This window comes from Alkalicoccobacillus porphyridii, assembly GCF_007293315.1.
GTDB classification, from domain to species: domain Bacteria; phylum Bacillota; class Bacilli; order Bacillales; family Bacillaceae_D; genus Alkalicoccobacillus; species Alkalicoccobacillus porphyridii.
The window spans coordinates 208,575-233,473 of the sequence record NZ_VLXZ01000005.1; the positions used below are offsets into that span (position 1 = coordinate 208,575).

Sequence of the window (24,899 nt, forward strand, 5' to 3'; positions counted from 1 at the left end):
CTCCTTTCGAAACTACTCGTAGTAGGTATAACTGCTGAAATGATTTTTCCATTCATAATCAGTTGAACTGATTTGCTTCCATGCCAGTGAATGAGTGGTTGGATCTGTCCAATTAGTAGAAGCTGGAGTGATGACTGCATTCGTGCGGAGTAAAGGAATGAAATGATTCTCTTTAGCTCCTACTCCATATTCAGCTAAATAGGAGCGCTCACTATCCAGATGATTAAAAATCCAATTATTAGTCATCTCAGGAAGAAGGACATCTACATGCCGGTGTGAATATGTCCCGTTGTACATCATATCTGTTACATCATGTAATCGTAGTTGTTTGTATACTTGATTCCAGGAAACCCCCAAGTGAAGTCCCACTATATCCATAGATGCCTTTTGAATCTCCCAATGCATGATTAAACTTCTTGGACCTTGGACTAAAAGGAACGCTTGATCATCGTTGACCCATTTCTTTTCAGGAGTCCAAGTGACCAATCGTTTAGGTACTATCTGTTTCTCACTAAGGGCATTCACTTTTATTAAAGGCTGCATTACACTTTGATTCTTTAAAGTAAAGGATGTAAGGAATTGTTTAAAGGTTGTAACCATAAATGCCCCCCTTTTCATTAATGAACCCCATTCATTAGGTAGTTATTAAATCATATCGTTTGAGCTCACACGATACAAGAAGGGTAAATTGTCTTAATTTGTCCTAGAGCAGGTAATGCAGACTGTCTCTCGAAATAAAGATTAAAGTCTATGATTAATCCTCTTCTTAAAGCTTTCATATGTGACATTTCAGCTAAATATCACTGTTTTCTTAAAAAAAATCACCGATTCAATCGAAATGTCTCGAAAACCAATGTATAATAAGGACGATTCCACATTGGTAAGGAGGCGTAATTATGATGGAATGGACACTGGGCATTCTCCTTGGATTAGCGATAATACTCACCATATTATCCTTTTTTCGTAAGGAGAAAAACTCTAGATATGAACAGCAGATTGAAAACATGTCAATATCGTTTATGCAGGAGATTTATCAGTTAAAAAAACAAATTCGGACATTAGAATTAGATGCAGAAATTGTGGCACAGCATACTCCACTGGCAACTCGTTCAGAAACTCAGGTACAAATTATGAGAGATGTTCTTGATTTGCACAAAAGAGGATATTCCTCGGAAGGCATCGCGGCTGAAACAGGATTAACAGCCATGGAAGTAGATCATGTATTAACACCATTTCTAGATCGACCTGATGAAGGTCAAAAGGTGGTTTATCATGGCTAATACGTTACGAAGCTTTTCTTTGGGGCTAATGGCGGCTACCATTTCATGCGGAACAGTATACTTTCTCAACAGTGAGAACAACGCTACAGAAGAAGTCCAGGCCGAAGTGCTACTAAGCTCTGAAGAGATGATTGAACAGCTTGAAGCAGATGGTTTTCTTGTTCGCAATACAGAGGAATGGGAAACAGAACTAAACACAGTCATTAACGCTACCCGCCAAGAGGTAGAAGCTGAATTAGAAGAAGAAGCTGAAGAAGAAACTGAGCAGGAAGAACAAGAAGAAGCTGAAGAGCCAGAAGAAGACAATAACGAAGAAGTATTCTTGCTTATTATTCGTAATGGAATGACAAGCTTTGATGTAGCTGATGAATTAATCCGTGGTAACATCATTGATAACAAACAGGCATTTGTTCTTGCAGCAGAGGAACAAAATTTAGCAGGATTTTTAAAGCCTGGAGCTTACGAGATTACGAGCGGCATGAGTACGGCTCAAATTTTTGAAGTTATTACATAAGCAGATATCTATCTCAATATGTATTATTCTACAAATTACTTCATATTCCTTCTATAAGTTACAAAAAAACCAGCGAGTTGAATGATCGCTGGTTTTTTTGAATTATACTACTCCGATCGCCATTGCGATAAATAGAAGGATAATACTGAATCCCCACATCCATAAGAAAGAATAACGGATATGTTTACCCATCTCAGCTCCTGCAAGACCAATTCCCAACCATAAAGCAGGTGCAAATGGACTTACAAATGTACCAATTACATTTCCAATTAACATGGCGTAAGCTGTTGATTCAGTCGGAACTCCAAATTGACTTGTAATACCATCTACTATTGGTAATAAAGCAAAGTAATAAGCATCTGTACTTGTTAATAAATCAAGTGGTACACCAAGTATCCCCATAATGATATGCAAATTTGGTACAACGGCTCCAGGGAGCACTTCCACAAGAGATAAGGCAATAGCTTCTAGCATACCTGTTTCACGAATGATTCCTAAAAAGACCCCAGCCGCAAGAATGACGGCTGCCATAGATAAAGCACTTGGTGCATGGACTTTAATACGTTCCATTTGTGTCTTTACATTTGGATAGTTCACAACTAAAGCGACACTTAACGCAACCATAAAAATAAGTCCTGGCTCCCACGTAGCTTCTAATAGAGCGACAACAGTTAAAAGCATAATAACAATGTTTACAATCATTAATTTTGGACGTAATAAGCTTTTGGCTTCCTCACTCATTGTTGCTGCTTGTTCTTGAATAGCTAGATTTCCTGAATTACTCGATTCAGATTCTTGAATTTCTCCATTGGCAAATCTACGCGCAATTCGACGCTTTTCTCGAATACCTAATAAAAAGGCTAAAATGACAACCATCACTAGTCCAATGATTTGGACTGGAATTAATGGGCGCCAAACATCGGCTGGACTTTCACCTAAGATAGAAGCAACTCGTCCTGTTGGCCCTGCCCATGGTACCATATTCATTACTGACGCACTGGTAGCAATAATTAATAACAGTAAATAACGACTCATGTGTAATTGTTTATAAAGAGGTAATAAAGCTGGAATTGTGAATAGAAAAGTAGTTGCCCCAGCTCCGTCCAAATGAGCAATGGCACCGACAATCGCCGTACAGGTCGCAACCGTTACAACATTTCCTTTTGACACCTTAATCAATCCAGAAATCAATGGATTAAATAAACCTGTATCTTGCATAATTCCAAAGAATAGTATGGCAAATATAAACATAATGACAACATTCATCACCGTACCAATTCCGGAATCCACAAATTCTGTAATTTCAGTTGGCCCAAATCCAGCCGCAAAGGCACCTAACACAGGAATGAGCACCATTCCAACTATGGGGCTTATCTTTCCCCACATTAATAAACCAACAATTAATACTATGATTAATAATCCAATCACTGTTAACATCTCATATCCCCCTGACCTACTAGCTCTCAAACTTTGAAAACGCTTAACTTAAAATACTTTTATCCACTGTAACCGATTTCAGAAGTGCATTCAATTTACGCTCATAAAAACCATAAAAATGATTAAACCTGAGAGATGGGAGGATATGATCGGAAATGAGTGGCTGTATGGAAATTTTTAAAACAAAAAAGCAACAGACACGTATAAACGTATCTGTTGCGGATGTTAGATTCCTTCACTTATCTTATAGTCTATCTAACTACTATTCTACCTCAGAATCAGTATCAACGTCTTCAAGGACTGTTTCTACCTGTTCAGGGCCCTGGCGATCTTCGTTGATTTCGAAGTATGAGTTGAGCATTTTGGAGCCGATCTTTTGTGCAATACTTGGTTTAGTTGTGGTATATACTCCAGGTACAACAATTGCAAAAGCAATTTCTGGATCATCAGCCGGTGCATAACCAACTAATGTTTGGTTATTCGCATCTCTACCATTTACTGTCACTTCAGCCGTGCCAGTTTTTGCAGCCATATCAGGGAATTGGTCTGTGAAGTTGACTTTATCAATTCCGCCTCCACCAGTTCGCATAGCTTGAGCAGTACCATTTGAGCCATATACAACCCTACTTAAACCATTCTTGACCATTTGAATCTCTTCTTTACTTGCATCAACTTGATTTAGAACTTCAGGTTTAAATTGTGTAACAATCGCCCCCTCTTCTCCATTTGTTGCTGGCTCACGAATTTCGGATACAAGGTGAGGTCTCATTCGTTGACCATCGTTTGCAACAGTTGAAATATACTGAACTGCTTGTAATGGAGTATAGGTATCAAACTGACCAATGAAAAAGTCCATCAAATTACCACCATTCGAACTTTCACCCTGGTAACCTGTAGATACACTTGGTAAATCAATACCAGGATCAGACCCTAAACCAAACTGATTAAAATTGTACCGTGCTGTTTGATAGCCATCCCGAATAGCAGTAAGATCTCTAAAAGGAGCGTTAGGTTGATACTCATGATTAGCTAATCTCATGGCGATATAGAACATATAAACATTCGAAGATCTTTCTAAAGCAGTTAAATAATTCACATTACCCATTCTTGATACAGATTTTTTTGTAGGTGTTCCCCTAACATTTAAAGGGCGATCATTTATGACAGTATTCGGGTTCATAACACCCGTTTCAAAACCAGTAAGTACTGATGCTGCTTTAACAGATGAACCCATTTCAAAGCCGTTATTAATCACACCTGTATCGTTAACTTTTACCCCATCTGGATTAGAAGGATCATCATTAAAACCAGACATGGCTATAATTTCACCCGTTTTAGGATTCATCATAATAGCATATGCTTCTCTTTTATCTAAGTAGGAACCTGCATTAGCTCTTACCGTGCTTTCTATGATGTCTTCTAGATTCTGCTGCATTTCCATATCTAAAGTCAGAACCAAATCATTCCCACGACTTCCCGGCTTTTCATCTATTGTATTTTCCGTAGTTGTTCCATTTCTTGTTGAACTCCGATTAATCTCGGCCTTTTGTCCACGCAATACATCCTCATATTGAGCTTCTAAATAGCTTACCCCCACTAAATCCGAACGGTCATAGCCTTTTGCTAAATAGCTATCAATTTGCTCAGCTGGAATCGTGCGTGTATTCCCTAATATCGTTCGAAACGTATCCCCATACGTGTAGCTACGTATTGAATCACGTAGAATGTCAACACCAGGAAGATCATTTAAATGCTCCGACACCTTATGCGCTTCTTCTTGTGTTACCGCTCGTTTAATACGTTGCGGCGACCCAGCGTAACCCCTTGTCATTTCGCGATATATAGCAATGACTTTAAGCTCTTCCTCTGAGTATTGATCTAATTGTTCATCACCAATTTGGTTAATCATCGTTTGATATTCTTCAGAATTACTCATTTCAGAGGTATCTATACCATCCACTAGTGCATCTCTTTCTTCTTTGGACGCATTTTCATACCAATAATCCTGGAGATCTCTTTGTGTGATTTTTTCTGTATCAACGTCAATCATTGTTGATAATTCGTTAGCGATTCGAAGCATCTCTTTTGTTTTTTCGCTGTTTGATTGCTCGGACGGATTTGTATAGGTGACAGAAAGTTCCATCTCATTATCAACGATCGTATGACCAAATCTGTCATACATAATTCCACGTGGTGCATCTATTCTCGCTGTCTGATTCGTTGTTTGCGTTAGCTCTCTTTCGTATTCTTCCCCTTGGACGATTTGAACTACACCTAAGCGTAATATTAAAGCTGAAAATAATAGAAAAACAATAAGAAATAATACATTTAAACGAACAGGAACGTGACGTCTTTTTTTATTTTTTTTTCCCATTTGACCTCTCCTATCAATGTTATTCCTATGATCTATGTAAACACACCAATAGACACCTCAGTAAGGGGTGTCTATATTCACTATTTTGTCAAAAGTCTTTTTCATACTATCCCCGCGTATGCCGCTGCTCCCATCGTTCAAGAACCTACTTCGAGTAGGTGGGTGCCCGCAGATCAATGCTCCAGTGTCCGCTTATGCGGCATACTGTCCTATTGCCTATGTGAGGCTCCCTTTTCTTGATCAAGGTTCAAAACAGAAAAGAAGCTCGCGTACATGGCAGGTAATAGGTAAAGTATAACATAATGATTGAACCTTAGAAAGCTCAAAAGCTTGCCTATGCGTTTGAGCCTCCCGTTTCCCCCTTCTCATTTGTCTGAGAATCGACACTTGCTTTTGAGACTTCTGTGTTTACATTAAAGTGGATGGGTCTAACACACCAATAGATCACAGCATGACCTGCACCAAGCAACAGTAAGAGCACTGGAATGGCTGTAGATTCCTGAAAAAAGCTTATCGAGAAGATAAATAAAAGCACCGAAATGACTCTGCCAGCATTTAAAAATAACTCTCGAACCACCATATACTCAACCCTCATCTCTGCTGCCTTCCAAGCTTTCCCGATGACATCATAGGTCAATGAAATGTAAGGAACTAACAGCATTGGATAAGCAATCGAAATGAGAATGCCATAAAGAATTAACTTAGGGTAGGTTAAATGAGTGACGATTAAAAAAATTGCTACGTACAGGATGAGACCACCAAGTAAGATGGCTTTTTTTCTTAGCTTTGTTTTGATCAATCTTCCTGCGGCATAATAAACGATCAACTGAGTGGCCGACGTAATTAGCCCATAAGTACCTAAAGCAAGTTCACTTTGGGTTACCGTATAAACCCAAACCACAATCACAAAAACAAATGTACCTTCACGCAAGCCTTGAAAAAAATGAGCGTGTAATATTCGGTTCCACGCAGGATTATTTTGTTTCTCTTTAATAATTGGTTTGATTTGAAATCGACCTTTAGCATGACGTTTTTTTAACATCATGCTTAAAAAAACGGCTGCTAAGAAGATTGTAAGTGAAACGGAAAAGATGACTGTATATCCAATCGATTTTTGTAAGCCTGTGATAATTGCTCCAGCAGCTATTGGTCCAATCATGCCAGCAAAAGAGGTTAATAATCCTAGAAACCCGTTGAAGAAATCTCTGGTTTCCGGTTCCGTGACTTCAAAGGTCAACACATTAAAGGCAAGCCAATAAAAACCAAGGCCCATTCCAATTAATGCTCCTAGTAATAAAATTTTTGGTAAAGAACCTCCACCTACAAAAAGGACAGAGAAATAAAATAACGAAAGGATCGCCACACCAATTCGTAGCACATAAACCCTGTCGATTTTCTTTGATAACCTTCCCGCAACAAGAAATGCTAATGGTTGACAGGTCACGGCAGCCAAATTATACAAAGCGAGATCCATAAACTTGCCCGACTGCTTCCATAAATAGACATTAACAAATGTATTTGATAAAGCAATACTAAGTGCATATAATCCACCAATAACAAGTAGCATCACAAGATCCTTCGTAAGCTCCGTTTGCCCAAGTATACGTGACAGGGTTTTACTCTGCATAGACTCACCACCCTCAGAAAGTAGTGTGTCACTCTCAAAGCGGGAGTATGCAAAGCATTAGAAAAGACAAAACCCGCAAAAGATGGAAATACCATCTTTTGCGGGTTTTAATTCATCCTATCTTATTTTGCTGCTTCATAGTTCTTAGCAGCTACATCCCAATTCACAACACTCCAGAATGCCTCGATATAATCGGGACGACGGTTTTGATACTTAAGATAATAAGCATGCTCCCATACATCTAAACCAATGATTGGTGATTTGCCTTCCATCACTGGCGTATCTTGGTTTGGTGTGCTTGTGATAACTAATTTACCGCCATCAATAATTAGCCAAGCCCAACCAGATCCAAAACGGTTAGCTCCCGCTGCTGCGAATTCTTCTTTGAATGCTTCAAAGCTTCCAAATTCACTAGTAATCGCATCAGCAAGCTCACCGGTTGGTTCAGAGCTTCCGCCTGGAGTTAATAGCTCCCAGAAGAACGTGTGGTTAGCATGTCCACCGCCATTGTTGCGTACAGGTGTACGAACAGATTCAGGTAGAGCATCAAGATCGCTAATTAGCTCCTCTACAGACTTGCTTGCAAGATCAGAATGACCCTCAAGCGCTGCATTAAGCTTTGTTACATAAGTATTGTGATGCTTGTCATGGTGAATGTTCATTGTTTGCTCATCGATGTGAGGTTCAAGTGCGTTCGCTGCATAAGGTAATGGTGGTAGTTCGTATGCCATGTTAAATCTCCTCCTTGAATGAGTTCCATTTTTTTGTGGCTAACTTTTGAAACAAAAACGTTTCATAAGTCTGCCTGTTCAAGTTACCAAAATAATCCGAGATATGCAAATGAAAAGACTTTATTCATCGCAAGTCCTACTATATCTGTTCCACACATGAAATTTTCTTAAACCTCTACTTTTTAAGGAAAGTTGGAGTGATTATTAGCAGTGGGCTGCGGGGGCATGTAGTAGCTTCTATCGACTGCGGCGTGCTCTCAGACGCATGTGGAGGCTTCTATCGACATGCGGCGTGCTCTCAGACGCAGGCGGTAGCTCCTATCCACATGCGGCGTGCTCTTAGTCGCAGGCGGCGGCTCCCATCCACATGCGGCAGACTCTCAGTCGCAGGCGGCGGCTTCTATCCACATGCGGCGGACTCTCAGACGCAGGCGGTAGCTCCTATCCACATGCGGCGTGCTCTCAGACGCAGGCGGTAGCTTCCATCGACATGCGGCGTGCTCTCAGACGCAGGCGGCGGCTTCCATCGACATGCGGCGACTCTCAGACGCAGGCGGCGGCTTCTATCCACATGCGGCGTGCTCTCAGACGCAGGCGGTAGCTTCCATCGACATGCGGCGTGCTCTCAGACGCAGGAGGCGGCTCCTATCCACATGCGGCGTGCTCTCAGTCGCAGGCGGGCTCCCATCCACATGCGGCGCTCCAAGACACATACTTTCCGTTTAAATATCCTCACTATTCTCCTTCAGTTTTTTTTCAAGGGATAAGTTAGTGCATAGTACGTATATCTGTTTTTTCTTACAGTAGAGATTTTTAATTGATTGAGGAGTCGATGAGCAATTGTTGGGGAGGAGATTTGAAGGTAATTTCTACATTCTTCATTTGTAATCGTGGGTTTGATTAATAAAAAATAATCCTCTAAGGCTTTCACATGAGCGCTTTCCGAACGTGTATTGCATTTCATACATTGCCAGCTTTGTCTCGTTCGATTCATAATTGTGAAACAGTTTGGACATTGGACTCCAATTTGAATGTCTGTTTGGTTAAGGTGATACGTTGACAGAGAAGGAGGTTTTATCGATTGATTGGCTTAGCTAATAAGGTTGCTATTTTTAATTGCTCGGATTTTTTTATTTTTTCTGTATGATAATGCTTCTTTAATGCGTCTAACTTTGTAGGTAAATGCTCTGCGAGTATGACTCTTGAAAGGGTTTGGTTAGTTGAAGAAGTTGATTCGATGTAGGTAGAAGGATTAGTAAAGACCGCTAACTCAAGTATTGGCTTTAAAGGTATCGCATAATTGATGAACCAATCTGCAAGTTGCATTCTTTGTCTTTTTAATTGTTCGATAGGGCTAGGTATGGGTTCTTCTTTTTGGTTGTATTTCCGAATCCATTGGTTTGTGTTTTCATAAAAACATATCTTTCCAGCGAGGTTTTTCACTTCGATGATTGCTATAAACTGAGGGCAAATGGCTACTGTATCCATTTGAAAGAAAAAACCATTCTCTCCCTTTAGACTGAGATCATGAAGAAAAATAAAATCTTGTGATTCTAAAAAGTTAAGATAATAATCTAAACTTTGTTCTCCGCGATAACCGGCTTCTCTTAATATGATATCTTCTTTAAGTTTTGGTATTATTCTATGTTCAGTTGGTAACCTCCTTTCTAATGCTTTGAGCTGAGCTAATCGTACAGGTTTGGAACGCTCTTTTAGCATCAGTTTTATCTCCTCCTTCTTTTTCTCAACTTCCACATCCATCACCCATATTCCTCCTCACAACAAAAAAAGCTAAACGCATCAGCGTTCAGCTTTTTTCTTGGATAAGGAGGAAGAGGGATTCGAACCCCCGCGCGGTTTGACCCGCCTGTCGGTTTTCAAGACCGATCCCTTCAGCCAGACTTGGGTATTCCTCCGTGGGATAAAGTATGTATGAGAGTGGACCCTGTAGGACTCGAACCTACGACCAATCGGTTATGAGCCGAGTGCTCTAACCAACTGAGCTAAGGGTCCATGATGGGGCGGCTGATGGGAATTGAACCCACGAATGCCGGAATCACAATCCGGTGCGTTAACCACTTCGCCACAACCGCCATGCCATACGTTAATCATACTATGTATTTGTTGGTAGCGGCGGAGGGGATCGAACCCCCGACCTCACGGGTATGAACCGTACGCTCTAGCCAGCTGAGCTACACCGCCATAATGGCTCCACAGGTAGGACTCGAACCTACGACCGATCGGTTAACAGCCGATTGCTCTACCACTGAGCTACTGTGGAATAATGTTTGTTTTCATTAGGACAAGAACTATAATATCATGTCCCTGAAACCGACGCAAGCTTTTTTTATTTCTTTTTTTCACAGCGTCATGAATACTTTACCATAAGTCAGCTTTATTAGACAAGTCTCAAATAAAGCTGGGATAAATCCCCTTATCCCAGCTACAAGCTTTATTCCCCTATAACCGCTTCAGCGATGTTTACACTGTGATCACCAATACGTTCAAGGTTACTTACGATATCAACAAATACTATACCAGATCCTCCAGAACATACACCTTCGTTCATGCGAGAGATGTGTTGTTTTCTCAGACGGCGCTCCATTTTGTCAATTAGTTCTTCTTTCTCAAGTACACCCTTTGCCATTTCAACATCGTGGTGCTCAAGGGAAGAAATTGCTGCTTTAAGCGTCTCCTTCGTGAGTTCAAACATTTCCTTTAAATCATTCATAGCTGTATCAGACATCGTGACTTTATTTGATTTTTGGTAGTCTTTCAGCTCAACAATGTTCTCCATGTGATCGCCAATACGTTCAATATCACGAAGAGAATCGAGTAAAGTCGAATGCTTCTTTGAATCCTGATCTGATAATGAGTGAGATGAAACTTGCACTAAGTAATCCGTGATTTCTCGATCAAGATTATTGATTGCTTGTTCATATTGGACCGTACGTTCGGCTAGCTTCTTCTCTCCTGTTTCAAGATATTCAGCTGCATTAACAAGACCATCATATGAATATTCCGCCATACGAAGAACCTCTTGCTGAGCTTGTCCTAACGCAATAGATGGTGAGCTTTCAATAAAACGAGCATCTAAATGCTTTGATTTAAACTCAACAATGGCATCTTGTCCAGGAATAAGTTTTGTAACAATCCATGCTAATACACCAATAAACGGGAATAAAATAATTACATTTGCTACGTTAAACACCCCATGGGCTGTAGCAATCTGCATCATTGGATTTAAGTTAAAGGTCACAGCAAGATATTCAATAAATCTCTGGAATATAGGCAATATTAAAAGGACAACTGCCGTACCAATTAAGTTAAAAATAACATGCGTGAGTGCTGTTCTTCTTGCTGCAACTGTCGCACCAATTGCGGCGATAACAGCAGTAATAGTTGTTCCGATATTATCTCCAAATAATACTGGAAGTGCAGCTGTCAACGTAATGGCATCTTGAGCATAAAGCTGCTGAATAATACCTATAGCCGCCGTCGAACTTTGGATAACTACAGTCATGACAGTTCCTACTAAGACTCCTAGAAGTGGATTCTCACTAAGCGTCACTGTCCACTCTGCAAATGCAGGTAAATCTCTTAAAGGAGCTAGCCCTTGGCCCATCAATTTTAAACCATAAAAGAGAGCTCCTATTCCAAAGACAACCTGCCCAATGTTTTGTACTTTTGGCGCTTTAAAGAAAAACAGCATAAAGGCACCTAAAGCAATAATTGGTAAAGCATACTCAGATACGTTAATACTTATAATAAAAGCTGTTGTGGTTGTTCCAATATTGGCCCCCATTACGACACCAATTGCTTGCCTTAGTGTCATAAATCCGGCGTTTACTAAGCCAATCGTTAAAACCGTTGTTCCCGTACTACTTTGAATTAATGCCGTAACCAGGATCCCCGTCAATACACCCATAAATGGGTTCGTTGTGAATTTGTCTAACAAATCACGCAAACGGTCGCCTGCCGCTTTTTGAAGGCCGTCTCCCATAAACTTTACAGCAAATAGAAAGATTCCTATACCTCCAAGAAACGTAAATACGAGCGATTGAACATCCACACAATCTCATCCCTTCATTTGCAAAATACGATTATTCGACAATTATCAAGCACATACGCATCTATTATTAAACATTTATTAATTATTTGTAAACCTCTATTTATAAATATATATATGTTATCTACTTCACAAACCAATTTTCGTTCACAGTATAGCCTACTATTGCTCAATGAATCCGCTTCCGCTATGATTAAATTATTATGTCTTTTTTTTCAGGAGAATTGTTATGAATTTCTTTTCTTGGTTTCGCAAATGTTTTTATCATCGTCAAACTGTTCTTGCTTCAAGATTTCGTCCTACGATTCATGTTCTTGGGCATGTGTGTTTTACGGTTATCTTAGCATTGCTGCCATTTTGTATCGTACTTAGTTCATCTATTTGGTCTGGTTTTAGCCTTCTACATAACTCTTTAGAGCATCCAGAAGTCAGTTTTTCTATTCATGATGATCAACTTGTCCATCCATTAAACTCGTTACCCCTCTCGGTTGATACAGGGAGCTTGCAGGTAATAGTGGATCCAAATGAGGAATATAGCTTGTCAGAGAGTCAAGATGAGGTGCTACTCTTGCACCAAGAGACAGCTAGGCTAATCCTCCCTAATTTTAAGCAGGAGCTGCCTTATAGCGTGCTTGGTCAAGAGCCGCTAACTAAAGAAGACATTATAAGTCAAATCGAGGGGGTTCAAAGCTTTCTTCCCATTCTTCTCTCGATTATGACTTTAATTATTATCGTCATTGTTATTGCCTCTGCTTTTATAGGGAGCTCTCTGCTGACTATAGTTGCTCTTCCTTTTTATCGAAAGAAAAAAAACATACAATTTATTCATTTATGGAAAATAAGTGTACATACTCTACCTCTTCCTTTGATACTATATGCTTGGATGGTTACGTGGTTAAATGAGCTTTCGATAACATGGTTTTTCCTTCCTTATATTGGTTTTTATGGATACATGCTTTTTTTACTATCACGCAAAAAAAAGAGTAGAAAAACGAATTAACGTTTTTCTACTCTTCTTTATTTTCTACCTTCGCAACAAGAATTCTTGTGCCATCGACAGAAGTGACTGTAATTTCGGCCTCTGCTTCAATCCATTGACCACCACTCGTCGCACTGTATGGTTGACCATCTATTGTAATCGTTCCTGTTGGTCTTAAAGCATTCATGGTCTTACCTTCTTTTCCTACTAACTCTTTGTAGCTTACGTTAATTGAGTTATACCCTCGCTCACTTGTTAAACGATCCTTAAAGGTTAATTTCGACCACATTTGCCTGCGGGTAAATACTTTTAAGAAAAATAATGATCCAAATGCCCCTAATACAAAGGCCATTGCTACGAGGATTCCATACACTAATGTTGGAGCCGGGATGGCAAGACCAACAATCATAAGAATCACACCAATAATTCCAACCGTTCCATCCGAGAACAGCTTTCCATCTAAGATAATTAATACAATACCAATTAAGTAAAGTATAATAACCCAGAATCCAGAGTCTCCAGTAAGGTGGTGAAGGAAATACATTGCTGTCATTCCAATACCTAATAAAGCAAACAATCCTCGCGCTTTAACTAATAATTCACCAAATAGAAACAAAGTTCCTAAAAAGATCACGATAAATCCAATACTTGCTGTATCTAGCCATTCCATTTGGTCATCTCCCCTCTTTCCCTTTTCTTATATGTACGATTATAACGCGATTACGTTTCAATTAAAATTTATTTAATTAACCGCTCTCATTCAAATAGCAAAAAAGAAGGGTAGAATCCCCTTCTCCTTTTACTTTCCTATGATCTGAAGAAATTCTTTATGGAATCGATAATCTGGTTAATAAAATCTAAAAAGCTGCTTATAAATGATTGAGTTTCTTCTCTATCAAGAAACTCCCCTAAGTTATCACGTACTTTAGAAATTTGTTCTTGAACCTGATCCCAGTTAATATCCAAGTCCTTCATTCGCATAAATAAAGATACGAGCCCATTCAATTCTTCATCAGTTAAGGTAATCCCTAATTCATCTGCGATACGTTCAATCAAAGCTCTTAAGTCATCCTCAGTTTCGATGTTTTGATCGCCGATTTCTTCTTTTATTCGATTAATTAGCTCGGTTGCTTCCTCCACACCAACTGATTCGGCAAGCTCTGCTGTTTTAACCATTTCCTCGTTCGCTACTTGCTTCTGTTCTTCAGGAATATCAATATCAGCGGCTACCTCGTATGCCTTGATTAATCCTGTTAATCCCGCCGTACCAGAAACATCAAATGGTGCAGTCACATATATATCGGCATCTTCTACGCCAGCTGTCACTAACGCATTTGCATACATCTTGTCTGACACCCATGTGATATGGTTGCTTTCCACATTAATCCCTTGTCCTGCTTCCGTCATCGTAATCATGGATGAGGATAGTGCGCGAGTTCCTATATTCCTGCTACTAATGTAATTACCTAAGTAGATATGTTCTTCTTCATTTGTTACTTCAAGTATTTCTACACCATCTGGAGCTCCCATTTCCTCCAGTAAATCTTCTCTCTGCGCTGGTGTTAAATCTGCTCCCAAAGTCACTATGACATCTCCAGGTACAGCATCTGCTTGAGCGACTCCCGGAACTAACAACAAAAGCATCATGGCAAAAATCGTACTTTTTTGTAAGATCTTTTTCATCGTTGATCGACCCCTTTTTGTTAACAGACACGATACGAATCTGTTTGGAGTATCTATTTATCTTTTGATACCCTTCACACTAGGAAACCTTTTTTTGGAGAAAAAGAAAAGTGACTTTTGACCTATTTTGTGTCCATCATAGTGACATGACTGTGACCTGATCGTTGCCAACATACAACAAAAACAAGTCCTAAGACCCCTACTAAACCAATCAAATAAAAGACATGTTCCATCCACTGATTGCTCCACATTCCAAAAACAACCGGACCGGTCGCAACACCCAAAAAACGAAACATCGTGAGCCAAGTGATCGCCTTTTTTTTGCAATATTCAGGTGTTACCATCAGTAAAAGGTTTGATGAGGCTGGCAAAAGTATGCCTGCTGCTGCACCAACCACCATAGAGGCGATAATTGTAAAGTTTATTGAGAGATAGTGAAAACAGGCGATACATCCGGACATTAACAACATAGCAATGCCAAAATAAATCAACCGCTGGATTTGTCGAAAAGAATGTTGATTAGATCTTCCGTAAAAATAAGAAATGATAACTAACATGGCTAGAGGTAAGGAGACAAAGATGCCTCTTTGTCCGGACTGGCTAATCAGAGCTGCTACAATAAAAAGTAAACCGTATAATAAAAACATAACCATAAATCCTAATGCAAACAAGGGGCTAACCCATTTCCAATTATTTATTGGCTCCTTATTGGAAGCCACCACCTCTGTCCCGACGTTCCCTGGTCGTAACAAAAATAGGACGACTGCCAATGAAACAGAAGCTAGGGCCATGTACCAAATGAAACCTGTTTGCCATGCATATAACATGATAAGCCCACCACAAACCGGACTTATAGCTTTGGCTACCCCATTCATTATTTCCAAATTGCTAATCATCTTTATCTGATCTGAGCCGTGATATAGCTCTGAAGCAAGAATTAAACCCATTGGAGCGGCTGCCCCTGCGCCAACACCTTGCAAGATCCTTCCACCAAGAATTTCATAATAGGCTAACTCCAGATTTTCCGTAAACCCGGCAGTAGAAGATAATACACAGCCAATGAGTAACAGAAGTAAAGAAATCGTTAGTACTTTTTTTCTACCATAGCTACGACTTAACCAGCTGCTTAAAGGAATCATGATCGCCCCCGCATAAGAGAAGCTGCCCAGCACTAGGCTAGCTTGTGACGCATTTAATTGTAAATTCTTTTGAATCTCTGGAATCAAAGGAATAAATAAACCATTTCCCACAACCATTATGATTGTAAAGCTACCGATTCCGATTGTTTGAACCCATAATTTGACCATAACCAACCCCCTCCCTATTACTATTTGATTTTTTTAGTCATATTACACACCACGTGTGCATAGAATGAAGATATCTGTATTTATTCATAAAGGGGGACAAGCATTGAAGCGCTTGTTTATTTGTATTGGCTTACTCATATTAATGACTGGTGTAATTTCCGATTTGCGAACGGGCTCCCTTCCTGATAAGGACCAGACTAAAGTGCAAGCAAACATTAAGTCAGGGCAGCAAAAACAATCGTCTGAAACGATACAGGAGCCAACGCTCGACTTACAATCTCAAGAGGTTATCGTTGAACCTGGCCACACGGTGTTATCCATTGTTGAGCATCTACACCAAGGCCCCATCCCAGTAAGTATTCAACAGATTGTTGATGATTTTAAGGCATTAAATCACTCTCTCGAGCCAGATGCTATCCAAATTGGACAAACCTATTTGTTTCCGATTTATGATAAAGAGTGAATTTCCTTGCCAAACCAATCAGGTCATTGATAAAATATAGTCGTATCTCGATTTATGAGACTAGACAACTTGTTGAATGGTACAGGTTGAATAAAGGAGCGATTGGTCAATGACCGAAATAACCCATCGTACAAAAACCCGCCCAGTCAAGGTCGGAAACTTGACAATAGGTGGCAATGATGAAGTCGTCATTCAAAGTATGACAACAACAAAAACACATGATGTTGAAGCTACTGTAGCTGAGATCAATCGATTGGCTGAGGCTGGATGCCAGATCGTTCGTGTGGCTTGCCCTGATATGAAGGCTGCTGAAGCAATTAAAGATATAAAAGCACAAATTTCTATCCCTTTAGTTGTTGATATTCATTTTGATTACAAGCTGGCATTAAAAGCTATTGAAGGCGGAGCTGACAAAATCCGTATTAACCCGGGAAATATTGGACGTCGTGAAAAAGTAGAAGCTGTTGTGAAAGCAGCCAAAGAAAAAGGAATTCCGATTCGTATTGGGGTAAATGCAGGATCACTTGAGCGTAAGATTGTTGAAAAATATGGCTACCCAACCGCAGATGGTATGGTTGAAAGTGCACTGCACCATATTAAGATCCTTGAAGACCTTGATTTCCATGACATCATCGTCTCTATGAAGGCATCAGATGTGCATCTTGCCATTGAAGCCTATGAGAAAGCTTCTAAAGCCTTTGATTATCCGCTTCACTTAGGCATTACAGAGTCTGGTACATTATTTGCTGGTACAGTAAAAAGTGCTGCCGGCTTAGGTGCAATCCTTAATATGGGTATTGGAAACACGTTACGTATCTCTTTAAGCGCCGATCCGGTTGAAGAGGTCAAAGTAGCTCGTGAATTACTCAAATCCTTTGGACTAGCTGCAAATGCTGCTACCTTAATCTCGTGTCCTACGTGTGGACGTATTGAGATTGATCTAATTAGTATTGCTAATGAAGTCGAGGAATACATCGCTTCTATTAAGGCTCCAATTAAAGTCGCTGTACTCGGATGTGCGGTAAACGGACCTGGTGAAGCACGTGAAGCAGATATCGGGATTGCCGGTGCACGTGGAGAGGGTCTATTATTTAGACATGGCGAGATCGTTCGAAAAGTACCAGAAGAAATTATGGTTGAAGAATTAAAGAAAGAAATTGATATTATTGCTGAGGAGCACTATAAGAAACAAGCTGCTGAAGCTGAAACGGTATAACACAAAACCCCGCTACCAAGTAGTACTTGGCAGCGGGGTTTTTCTCTCCCTGCATCATTTAACATCGTAGTGGACTAAATGAAGCTTCTGAAGAATAAAGAGGCTATAATGGAAACAGCACCAATTCCAATCGCCCAGCTTCCGAGTGTTTTGGCATCCCCTTTTCTAGATACAATCCCTATAACAATGCCTGCTGCGCCCAACAAGATTGGGAGAATGAACAAGGAAAGGATGGATAAAATTAGGGCAAATATCCCCATTGCTTTGCCTTTCATTAACCCATCAATTGAAGCTTCCTCCTGATCATCTGTTTCCTGATAATCCATTCTTTGGGGAGCAGGAAATTCATTCGCTGTTTCTTCATTAAACGAATCAGCGCTTGCTCCCGAATTATATTCTCGTTTTCCATATTCAGGCTTATGCACATCTGTGTTTAAAAATGTTAAAGATTTATCCTCAGGATCAACTAACCTTACTGGTTCTTGGTCTTGATTTTCCTTCACAGTCATAATCCCTCACTTTCTGATGCAGGGATTCTTATTAGTCTGTCCTTTATCACTTTCGTAAACCCCTCCTTTATATGGGAAGATGGCACGGCTAACTTTTCCATTCTGAAAACAAAATGATACAATACAGTTTGGAGGGGATTTATAATGAAAAATATTCGATTTGGATTAGATATAGATGGAACCGTCACAGACCCAGCAGCCTTTGTTCCAGCATTAAATCAGGCTTTTAATAAACAGCTAACCATTGAGGATATTACCTCCTATGACTTGACCGGATTATTAGATATTAGCTACGATGAATTCAGTCAGTGGATGAAGAAAAATGAAGCTACTATATATGAAAAAGCGGCAATGGCGGAACACGCTGAAATTGTTATCCAGAAATGGGCAACTAGATTTGAATTATATTATGTAACAGCCAGAGGCAATTATTTAGAGGATATTACAAAGGTATGGTTGGAGCAAAAACAGCTCCCTTACCATCACATTGAACTGCTAGGACAACATGATAAGGTTGATGCAGTCCACCAATATCATTTAGATATTTTTTTTGAGGATAAGCATGATAATGCTGTAGCAATAGCAGAACAATGTTCGATTCCTGTTATCCTATTTGACACACCGTATAACCAAGAACCTGTCCCTGAGGGCGTCATTCGAGTAAAAAACTGGCTTGAAGCAGAAAAATGGGTAAACACATGGCTTGAGAAACATAAGGGTTCTTACTAATGGTTTCACTTAAATCATTTTTTCAATCTAAGAAGTGTGTGTTTTGCCAATCAAAAACAGGTTATATGAGAACTTATTACTCTGACCAAGGGAAAAAGGTAAAGGTTTGTGAGAAATGCCTTGAATATGCCGAACGAAGAGCTATGAAAAAAGCATAATGGCAGTATAAACTTAGCAGAGTGTACTGTTCAAAGCGTAGCCTACCGTCCTACTTAACGAAGAACACCCGAACGTATGTTAAAACATAACCGTTCGGGTGCTCTTGTAATTAAAACACTTTTTTCCTTGCTTAACCTGCTATATCTTAGTTATTTGCACTACATGGGCCACACGTGCCGTATACCTCAAATTTGTGTCCTTGCACCTGAAAAGATGGAAACTGATCTGCTATCGTCGTCTCGCTTACTGGGCATGTGTGAAAGTGCTCTGTGCGTCCACACGATAAACAAATTAAATGATGATGATGAGAGTTTGTTTTACACGTAATGCGAAACCTCTTCTCCCCATCAAGCTCAGTTTCCTCTAAGATGTTGAGCTCTTGAAATAACGAAAGATTACGGTAAATGGTATCAAAGCTCAAGCCAGGATAATCTTCCTGCATGTGCTCTAATACTTCCTTTGCTGGAATATATCGTTCTTCTTCTGCAAACAATTGAATCATTTTTTCGCGTTTGCCCGTATATTTGTAGCCATGGTCTTTTAAGCGTTCTAAGGCATCAGATACCTTCATCAGCTTACACCCTCCCGTTCGAACTTTCATTTCTTCTGTTTATTATTATACGCTAATCGCCTTTGCTCGTCACCTAGCTCCTGTCGAACTAAGCTTGAGGCTGAGGCTTTCTGAACCAGCGTTTATGTTTATTTTTTCCAAATGCAATGGATAAAAGCAGCATTAGAATGGAAATAACAACAATGGTACCTCCGGGAGCCAAATCAAATTGAAACGCGGCAATTAACCCACCAATCACTGCTATTTCACCAAGAATCACCGAATAGAGAAATAACTGTTTAAATCCTTTTGCGAAGCGCATAGCACCTGCAACAGGAAGAGTCATTAATGCTGATACCAATAGGATTCCAACGACCCGCATCGCTGCTGCAATGACCAAAGCAACCAGAACAACAAATACCATATTTACAAGCTTTCGATTAATGCCTGAGATAACAGCCTGCTCTTCATCAAAAGAGAGAAAGAATAACTCTTTATAGAAAAATATTAATACAACTATTACGAGTACGGTAATCCAAGCAATGGTAATAAAATCTGAATACGTAACGGCTATAACGCTCCCAAACAAATAGTTAAATAAGTCGTTATTAAACCCATTAGCCAATGAAATAAAAATAACGCCTACCCCTATTCCCGCAGATAAAATAATCGGGATCGCGATTTCTTTATAATGTGTGTATACCCGCCGTAACTGCTCAATCATTAAGGAGCCACCAACGGAGAATACCATTCCCATGTATAGGGGATTTAAGCCAGCAAAGAATCCAATATGCTTCCCTAGCAATAAGCTAAGTGCAATCCCTGATAGCGTAATGTGTGAGAGCGCATCCGCTATAAGAGACATACGCCTAACGACTAAGAAAACGCCAAGTATCGGTGCAAGTAAACCAATCATCATTCCTGTGTATAAAGCATATTGCAAAAAATCAAATCGTAAAAACGTGTCAATCATGCGTGCACTTCCTCATTATTATTTGGATTAGAGGATGTGCCTCTATCATGACGATAAACATGCAACATATCCTGATTTCGCTCAAAATCTTCTGGCTCATGAAAATGAATCGTTTTATTTAAACAAGCCACCTTTGACACATATTGTGTCATAACTCCAGTATCATGAGTAATTAATAAGAGCGTGAGACCCTCTTGTTGATTTAGTGTCTTGAGTAACTCATAAAATGCTTTTACACTAGATACATCCACGCCAACAGTTGGTTCATCTAATATAAGCAGTTCTGGGTCACTCACTAAAGCCCGAGCTATAAAAACTCGCTGCTGTTGACCACCAGATAACTCACCAATGTTCTGATGTACATATTCCTGCATACCTACTTGTTCTATGGCATCATAAACTTTTTGTTTGTCCTTCTTGTTTAAGAATCGAAACAGTCCAACCTTTCCATATAGCCCCATAGAAACCACTTCGTACACGGTCGCTGGAAACCCTGTATTAAAACTATTAGCCTTTTGTGATACAAATCCAATTTTGTCCCATTTAGAAAAATGATTTATTTTTTTATCAAATAGTTCAACTTGACCTTGTGTAGGCTGCATGAGCCCTAATAGGATACGTATTAATGTAGACTTGCCTGATCCGTTTGGTCCCACAAGCCCTATAAATGATCCTTTCGTTAACTGAAGGGATACATCTTCTAATACATGACGAGAACCATAATAAAAATGGATGTTCTTCAGCTCAGCCAACATCGTTTGATTCGTCATTGACGCCCTCTCCTTTGTGTACTCACGTAAAAGTAAGAATGATTACGATTTAGTTAATCCTTCCCTATTATAAAGCTTTTTTTTAATCTGTCCAATGTAAATGATTAAACAAAGAAAATCCCTCCAAAGCAACTCTGCCTTGAAGGGATTTCTCTATTTATTAAATGCAATCGAATCGTGATGCATGACACCCTGTTGAATGCGCACTGCATATTCGCTTCGGGCATGTCCATTCTGTTCAATATATTTCTCTAATCCTGTCATTCCACGATTATAAGCTGTTAACGCATAGTCCCAGTCATTATATTCATCATATAAGTAATCTAAATATTCCACAGATAGCTGGATTGAATACAGAGGTTCAAACAGTAATTCTTTTTTATATTCTAAATTAGCTCTGTCGGCAATCCAGGGCGCCGTGTTTGTCATAAATTGAGCCATACCATAAGCTACACCAAAACGCGTTCTGGGGCCTACCGAGTTCGGATCAAAACTTCCCCCTGTTTCCACTTTAAGTAGCTCATACACAATATATGGATCCATTTCTTTTTCCTGAGCAAGTTCGCCTAAAAAAAGACCCCAGTCTTTCTTGAATCGTCCATCACTATCTTTATACAATTGTTCTGCTAGTTCTGTTGATTGAAGCCATTTATTATAACTAGCTACAGATGTACCAGATAAATCTGCTCTATTCTGTAGCTCGAGTTCATCTTTTGTGATTAAAAGGCTATTTAATTCCTGTTCTTTATTTGAAATCTCTTGCGTTAAACTATACGTGCTGTAAGCAAAGTAGCTTGTCAGCATCACTAATGCAAGTAAGCTTGCATAGACAAATCGTTGTAGCATAAGTATTCACTCCTTAAACATTCTAGGTCACCACTTGTAGTTACCCTATATTATTTAATTTAAACGCGATGCGCTATGAGTGTACCACTCTACCCTTACAACAACTACCGCTAAATACTTACCTCCATTTTAATTAAATTCAAATAAATACAATATATTCAACAATGGAATCAACTCACTAAAGGAATGGTAATTCTTACTTCTGTTCCAATGTTGTATTCACTTGTTATAACAAAAGTCCCTCCGTGGTCTTCAATGATCTTCTTACATAAAGGAATGCCAATCCCATTTCCCTTCTCCTTCGTAGTGAAAAAGGGCTTACCGATTTGATCTAAGATTTCGCGAGGCATACCTTTACCATTATCTTTAATCATAATAGTAAAAGACTGATTTTCTATAGCCGTATGTACACTAAATAATCGACTAGTGTTAGATGTTCCATAGGCTTCAATTGAATTACGTAATAGGTTTAGAATGACTTGCTTGATCATTGACTCATTAACATCTACATTAACCTGCTGATCCGAAGACATCAGTTCTAGCTTCAACTCAACATCATGGAGCAGGCACTCGGACTTCAGAATTTGAACAAGGGATTCAATGATTGTGTTTGGTGATTGCCAGCTTCTTGTCATTTTCTTTCTTGATACCGATAAAAAATCTTCAATAATTCCATTCATACGATTTAACTCAGTAAGAATAGTGTCATAGTATTTGTGGAAATCATTTGTGAGCTTCGCTAATTGCAAAAATCCTTTAATGACAGAAAGAGGATTTCTTAATTCATGCGCCACACCGGCCGCGATATGCGATACCGCCTCCATCTGATGATGAAATGTTAGCAAGTGCTCAAATTTTTTCTGGTATGAGAGATCCTCAAACATAATATATTGACTATTAAAGTATGAGAATGGAAAGACGCATACTCGAATAAGCGTGTCCTCCTCCTCATACAATCGTTCCTCCACTTTATTTGTTAGTGAGGAAAGTAAAATAAGTTCATTTGCCAATCTAAACAAAGCAAACTGCTCGGCTAAATTAACAAAGGAGGCATTCTCAATGTCAGTTTTATCAAGCTGACACGTTTTTAAAAGCGATTGGTTCCAACCGATTACTTTGTAGCTATGATCGAGCTTTAAATATGGGAACCCTAAATCCTCGATATAGGGATTTTGGGGTTTCACAGATGTATTATGTATAGCCGGCATAAGAAAAGTTGATTGAATGGATGAATTGGATTTTTGCGTCATCCTACGGCTCCCTTTTTCAGAGGCTGCTTTGCCGTTTGAATATTCTTCACACATCATAGCCCCTCCTTTTTTTAAAGTCCCGAATGAAATAATGAATTCGATCAAAAAGACTATTACAGACGACTCACTTTTCTTAACGTATTCGTGATTAGCTACGAATTTCCTTTTTTTCTGCACAAAATCTTTAGTTCGCCCATAGGTATAATCGAGTGCCAAATGCTGAGGAGGGTCAAGTATGAACATGTTTATGCAACAGATTATCAATCAAAAAATAAATTCGATAACCGCAGTGGAATTAATTAAACAGGCTGAAAAAAATCAAATCAAGTTAAGTGAGTCACAAGCTCAAAAGGTAGTTAGCATACTTAAAACGGAGAAAATAGATGTTGGAAATGCAGAACAAGTTGAACGAATTCTAGCGAAATTACAAACAGAAACAGATAGCCATGTTGCCGGGACGATTCAACAATTGCTCCAACAATACAGCCATCTGCTTCCATAACCTTCTATATTATATCATGATATTTTCTAAAAGCTGTTCATCAAACTGACCTTCTTTTAACATAGAAATCTCATGTTTATAAGGGGGTCTTTTATCCTTTTTGTCCTCTCCTACATAAGGGGTTTCGAGAATCTTTGGGACCGATGCCAGCTGATCGTGCTTCACAATATAGTGTAGTGCTTTAAATCCAATATGTCCAAATCCAATATTCGCGTGCCTGTCTTTTCCGGCTCCGACCGTATTTTTACTATCATTAATATGCAATACCTTTAAACGATCGAGTCCAATAACTTTATCAAAAGTGTTTAATACACCGTCAAAATCGTTCATTATATCATAGCCCGCATCGTGAGTATGGCACGTGTCAAAGCAGATTGAAAGTCTCTCGTTGTGAGTCACACCATGAATAATAGTTGCTAACTCTTCAAAAGAGCGACCGCATTCTGTTCCTTTACCTGCCATTGTTTCTAGCGCTATTTGAACATCCTGCTTTACCTCTAATACTTCATTTAATCCTTTAATTATTTGCTGTATGCCCTTGTCAGCTCCTGCTCCCACATGAGCTCCAGGGTGAAGAACAATTTGTTTTGCTCCCAAAGCGGCTGTTCTTTCAATTTCAGATTGTAAAAAATCAACACCGAGTCGAAAGGTAGCAGGTTTTTCCGTGTTCCCAATATTGATAATATAAGGGGCATGAACAACAATATCCTCCATACCATGCTGCTTCATATGTTCAGTGCCTTCTTCAATGTTTAGCTCTTCAATCGCTTTTCTTCTTGTGTTTTGGGGAGCACCAGTATAAATCATAAACGTATTTGCGCCATAGGATGCTGCTTCCTCACTTGCACCGAGCAGCATCTTCTTTCCATTCATGGATACATGGGACCCTATCTTTAATGTCATAATTACTTCACCTCATTATCTGCTTTGA

At 39.4% G+C, this 24,899-nt stretch carries 24 protein-coding genes, 5 tRNA genes and 1 other RNA gene; 7 read left to right on the forward strand and 23 right to left on the reverse strand.

All coding sequences use genetic code 11. The features are described 5' to 3' along the window. Positions 1–12: 12 nt before the first annotated feature. On the reverse strand, positions 13–600 hold the full coding sequence (locus FN960_RS10220) for a DUF4912 domain-containing protein (protein WP_185971004.1): 588 nt from the start codon (positions 598–600) through the stop codon (positions 13–15). A 296-nt stretch (positions 601–896) separates the two neighbouring features. Here FN960_RS10220 and FN960_RS10225 point away from each other — a divergent pair, with 296 nt between their 5' ends. Together FN960_RS10225 and FN960_RS10230 are read left to right on the forward strand one after the other, a co-directional pair. Next, positions 897–1,280: a hypothetical protein gene (locus FN960_RS10225; protein ID WP_260681977.1), complete on the forward strand. Its 384-nt coding sequence runs from the start codon at positions 897–899 to the stop codon at positions 1,278–1,280. Continuing rightward, positions 1,273–1,794, forward strand: a complete 522-nt coding sequence (locus FN960_RS10230) for an endolytic transglycosylase MltG (protein WP_143848614.1) — start codon at positions 1,273–1,275, stop codon at positions 1,792–1,794. Before FN960_RS10225 ends, FN960_RS10230 begins: the two co-directional genes overlap by 8 nt. Before the next feature lie 102 nt (positions 1,795–1,896). On the opposite strand, the gene FN960_RS10235 is transcribed toward FN960_RS10230, so the two are convergent. The 12 genes from FN960_RS10235 to FN960_RS10290 all read right to left on the reverse strand — a co-directional run bounded on the left by FN960_RS10235 (position 1,897) and on the right by FN960_RS10290 (position 12,035). Then, complete coding sequence (locus FN960_RS10235) at positions 1,897–3,231, reverse strand: CitMHS family transporter (protein WP_143848615.1); 1,335 nt, start codon at positions 3,229–3,231, stop codon at positions 1,897–1,899. Positions 3,232–3,493: 262 nt separating this feature from the next. Beyond that, positions 3,494–5,605 (reverse strand): peptidoglycan D,D-transpeptidase FtsI family protein, encoded by a 2,112-nt coding sequence (locus FN960_RS10240; RefSeq protein ID WP_143848616.1) that lies wholly within the window; start codon positions 5,603–5,605, stop codon positions 3,494–3,496. A gap of 105 nt (positions 5,606–5,710) precedes the next feature. Beyond that, positions 5,711–5,891: non-coding RNA, 6S RNA (ssrS, locus tag FN960_RS10245), on the reverse strand. Positions 5,892–5,939: 48 nt separating this feature from the next. Continuing rightward, complete coding sequence (locus FN960_RS10250; RefSeq protein ID WP_143848617.1) at positions 5,940–7,232, reverse strand: MFS transporter; 1,293 nt, start codon at positions 7,230–7,232, stop codon at positions 5,940–5,942. Positions 7,233–7,354: 122 nt separating this feature from the next. Continuing rightward, complete coding sequence (locus FN960_RS10255; RefSeq protein ID WP_143848618.1) at positions 7,355–7,963, reverse strand: superoxide dismutase; 609 nt, start codon at positions 7,961–7,963, stop codon at positions 7,355–7,357. A 1,074-nt stretch (positions 7,964–9,037) separates the two neighbouring features. Continuing rightward, positions 9,038–9,724 (reverse strand): nuclease-related domain-containing protein, encoded by a 687-nt coding sequence (locus FN960_RS10260; RefSeq protein WP_260681985.1) that lies wholly within the window; start codon positions 9,722–9,724, stop codon positions 9,038–9,040. A 65-nt stretch (positions 9,725–9,789) separates the two neighbouring features. Continuing rightward, positions 9,790–9,879, reverse strand: a tRNA-Ser gene (locus FN960_RS10265). 23 nt (positions 9,880–9,902) lie between these two features. Next, positions 9,903–9,976 (reverse strand) — tRNA-Ile (locus FN960_RS10270). Positions 9,977–9,980: 4 nt separating this feature from the next. Beyond that, positions 9,981–10,056, reverse strand: a tRNA-His gene (locus FN960_RS10275). A gap of 32 nt (positions 10,057–10,088) precedes the next feature. Beyond that, positions 10,089–10,165, reverse strand: a tRNA-Met gene (locus FN960_RS10280). 4 nt (positions 10,166–10,169) lie between these two features. Next, positions 10,170–10,244 (reverse strand) — tRNA-Asn (locus FN960_RS10285). Between the two features lie 171 nt (positions 10,245–10,415). Then, positions 10,416–12,035, reverse strand: a complete 1,620-nt coding sequence (locus FN960_RS10290) for a Na/Pi cotransporter family protein (protein WP_143848620.1) — start codon at positions 12,033–12,035, stop codon at positions 10,416–10,418. A gap of 226 nt (positions 12,036–12,261) precedes the next feature. On the opposite strand from FN960_RS10290, the gene FN960_RS10295 reads away from it, so the two are divergent. Beyond that, positions 12,262–13,032 (forward strand): DUF1189 family protein, encoded by a 771-nt coding sequence (locus tag FN960_RS10295; RefSeq protein ID WP_143848621.1) that lies wholly within the window; start codon positions 12,262–12,264, stop codon positions 13,030–13,032. 7 nt (positions 13,033–13,039) lie between these two features. Here the strand turns inward: FN960_RS10295 and FN960_RS10300 are convergent, their stop codons facing one another. The 3 genes from FN960_RS10300 to FN960_RS10310 all read right to left on the reverse strand — a co-directional run bounded on the left by FN960_RS10300 (position 13,040) and on the right by FN960_RS10310 (position 16,001). Next, positions 13,040–13,681: an NfeD family protein gene (locus FN960_RS10300; protein ID WP_143848622.1), complete on the reverse strand. Its 642-nt coding sequence runs from the start codon at positions 13,679–13,681 to the stop codon at positions 13,040–13,042. Between the two features lie 137 nt (positions 13,682–13,818). Then, positions 13,819–14,694: a DUF1002 domain-containing protein gene (locus FN960_RS10305; protein WP_143848623.1), complete on the reverse strand. Its 876-nt coding sequence runs from the start codon at positions 14,692–14,694 to the stop codon at positions 13,819–13,821. Positions 14,695–14,816: 122 nt separating this feature from the next. Then, entirely contained in the window at positions 14,817–16,001 is a 1,185-nt protein-coding gene (locus FN960_RS10310; protein ID WP_143848624.1) for an MFS transporter, read from the reverse strand. A 103-nt stretch (positions 16,002–16,104) separates the two neighbouring features. Between FN960_RS10310 and yqfZ the strand changes: the two genes are divergently transcribed. Both yqfZ and ispG read left to right on the forward strand, forming a co-directional pair. Further along, on the forward strand, positions 16,105–16,464 hold the full coding sequence (gene yqfZ, locus FN960_RS10315) for a protein YqfZ (protein ID WP_260681978.1): 360 nt from the start codon (positions 16,105–16,107) through the stop codon (positions 16,462–16,464). A gap of 109 nt (positions 16,465–16,573) precedes the next feature. After that, a complete protein-coding gene (gene ispG / locus FN960_RS10320; protein ID WP_143848625.1) occupies positions 16,574–17,680 on the forward strand; it encodes a flavodoxin-dependent (E)-4-hydroxy-3-methylbut-2-enyl-diphosphate synthase in 1,107 nt (368 codons plus the stop codon). Between the two features lie 74 nt (positions 17,681–17,754). On the opposite strand, the gene FN960_RS10325 is transcribed toward ispG, so the two are convergent. Next, the gene (locus FN960_RS10325) at positions 17,755–18,189 is read right to left on the reverse strand and encodes a DUF308 domain-containing protein (RefSeq protein ID WP_143848626.1); all 435 of its coding nucleotides are present in this window, start codon (positions 18,187–18,189) and stop codon (positions 17,755–17,757) included. A 144-nt stretch (positions 18,190–18,333) separates the two neighbouring features. Here FN960_RS10325 and FN960_RS10330 point away from each other — a divergent pair, with 144 nt between their 5' ends. Next, entirely contained in the window at positions 18,334–18,918 is a 585-nt protein-coding gene (locus FN960_RS10330) for a 5' nucleotidase, NT5C type (protein ID WP_143848627.1), read from the forward strand. A 304-nt stretch (positions 18,919–19,222) separates the two neighbouring features. On the opposite strand, the gene FN960_RS10335 is transcribed toward FN960_RS10330, so the two are convergent. The 5 genes from FN960_RS10335 to FN960_RS10355 all read right to left on the reverse strand — a co-directional run bounded on the left by FN960_RS10335 (position 19,223) and on the right by FN960_RS10355 (position 23,523). Beyond that, positions 19,223–19,648, reverse strand: a complete 426-nt coding sequence (locus FN960_RS10335) for a Fur family transcriptional regulator (RefSeq protein WP_143848628.1) — start codon at positions 19,646–19,648, stop codon at positions 19,223–19,225. An 88-nt stretch (positions 19,649–19,736) separates the two neighbouring features. Beyond that, on the reverse strand, positions 19,737–20,600 hold the full coding sequence (locus tag FN960_RS10340; protein WP_143848629.1) for a metal ABC transporter permease: 864 nt from the start codon (positions 20,598–20,600) through the stop codon (positions 19,737–19,739). Then, the gene (locus tag FN960_RS10345) at positions 20,597–21,370 is read right to left on the reverse strand and encodes a metal ABC transporter ATP-binding protein (protein WP_143848630.1); all 774 of its coding nucleotides are present in this window, start codon (positions 21,368–21,370) and stop codon (positions 20,597–20,599) included. The genes FN960_RS10340 and FN960_RS10345 overlap by 4 nt, the downstream gene beginning before the upstream one ends. Positions 21,371–21,523: 153 nt before the next feature. Next, positions 21,524–22,216: a lytic transglycosylase domain-containing protein gene (locus FN960_RS10350; RefSeq protein ID WP_143848631.1), complete on the reverse strand. Its 693-nt coding sequence runs from the start codon at positions 22,214–22,216 to the stop codon at positions 21,524–21,526. Positions 22,217–22,386: 170 nt separating this feature from the next. Continuing rightward, positions 22,387–23,523, reverse strand: a complete 1,137-nt coding sequence (locus FN960_RS10355; protein WP_260681979.1) for a two-component system sensor histidine kinase NtrB — start codon at positions 23,521–23,523, stop codon at positions 22,387–22,389. Between the two features lie 178 nt (positions 23,524–23,701). On the opposite strand from FN960_RS10355, the gene FN960_RS10360 reads away from it, so the two are divergent. Further along, the gene (locus tag FN960_RS10360; protein ID WP_143848632.1) at positions 23,702–23,968 is read left to right on the forward strand and encodes a DUF2624 family protein; all 267 of its coding nucleotides are present in this window, start codon (positions 23,702–23,704) and stop codon (positions 23,966–23,968) included. Between the two features lie 9 nt (positions 23,969–23,977). On the opposite strand, the gene FN960_RS10365 is transcribed toward FN960_RS10360, so the two are convergent. Further along, complete coding sequence (locus tag FN960_RS10365; RefSeq protein ID WP_143848633.1) at positions 23,978–24,871, reverse strand: deoxyribonuclease IV; 894 nt, start codon at positions 24,869–24,871, stop codon at positions 23,978–23,980. Positions 24,872–24,899 lie beyond the last annotated feature (28 nt).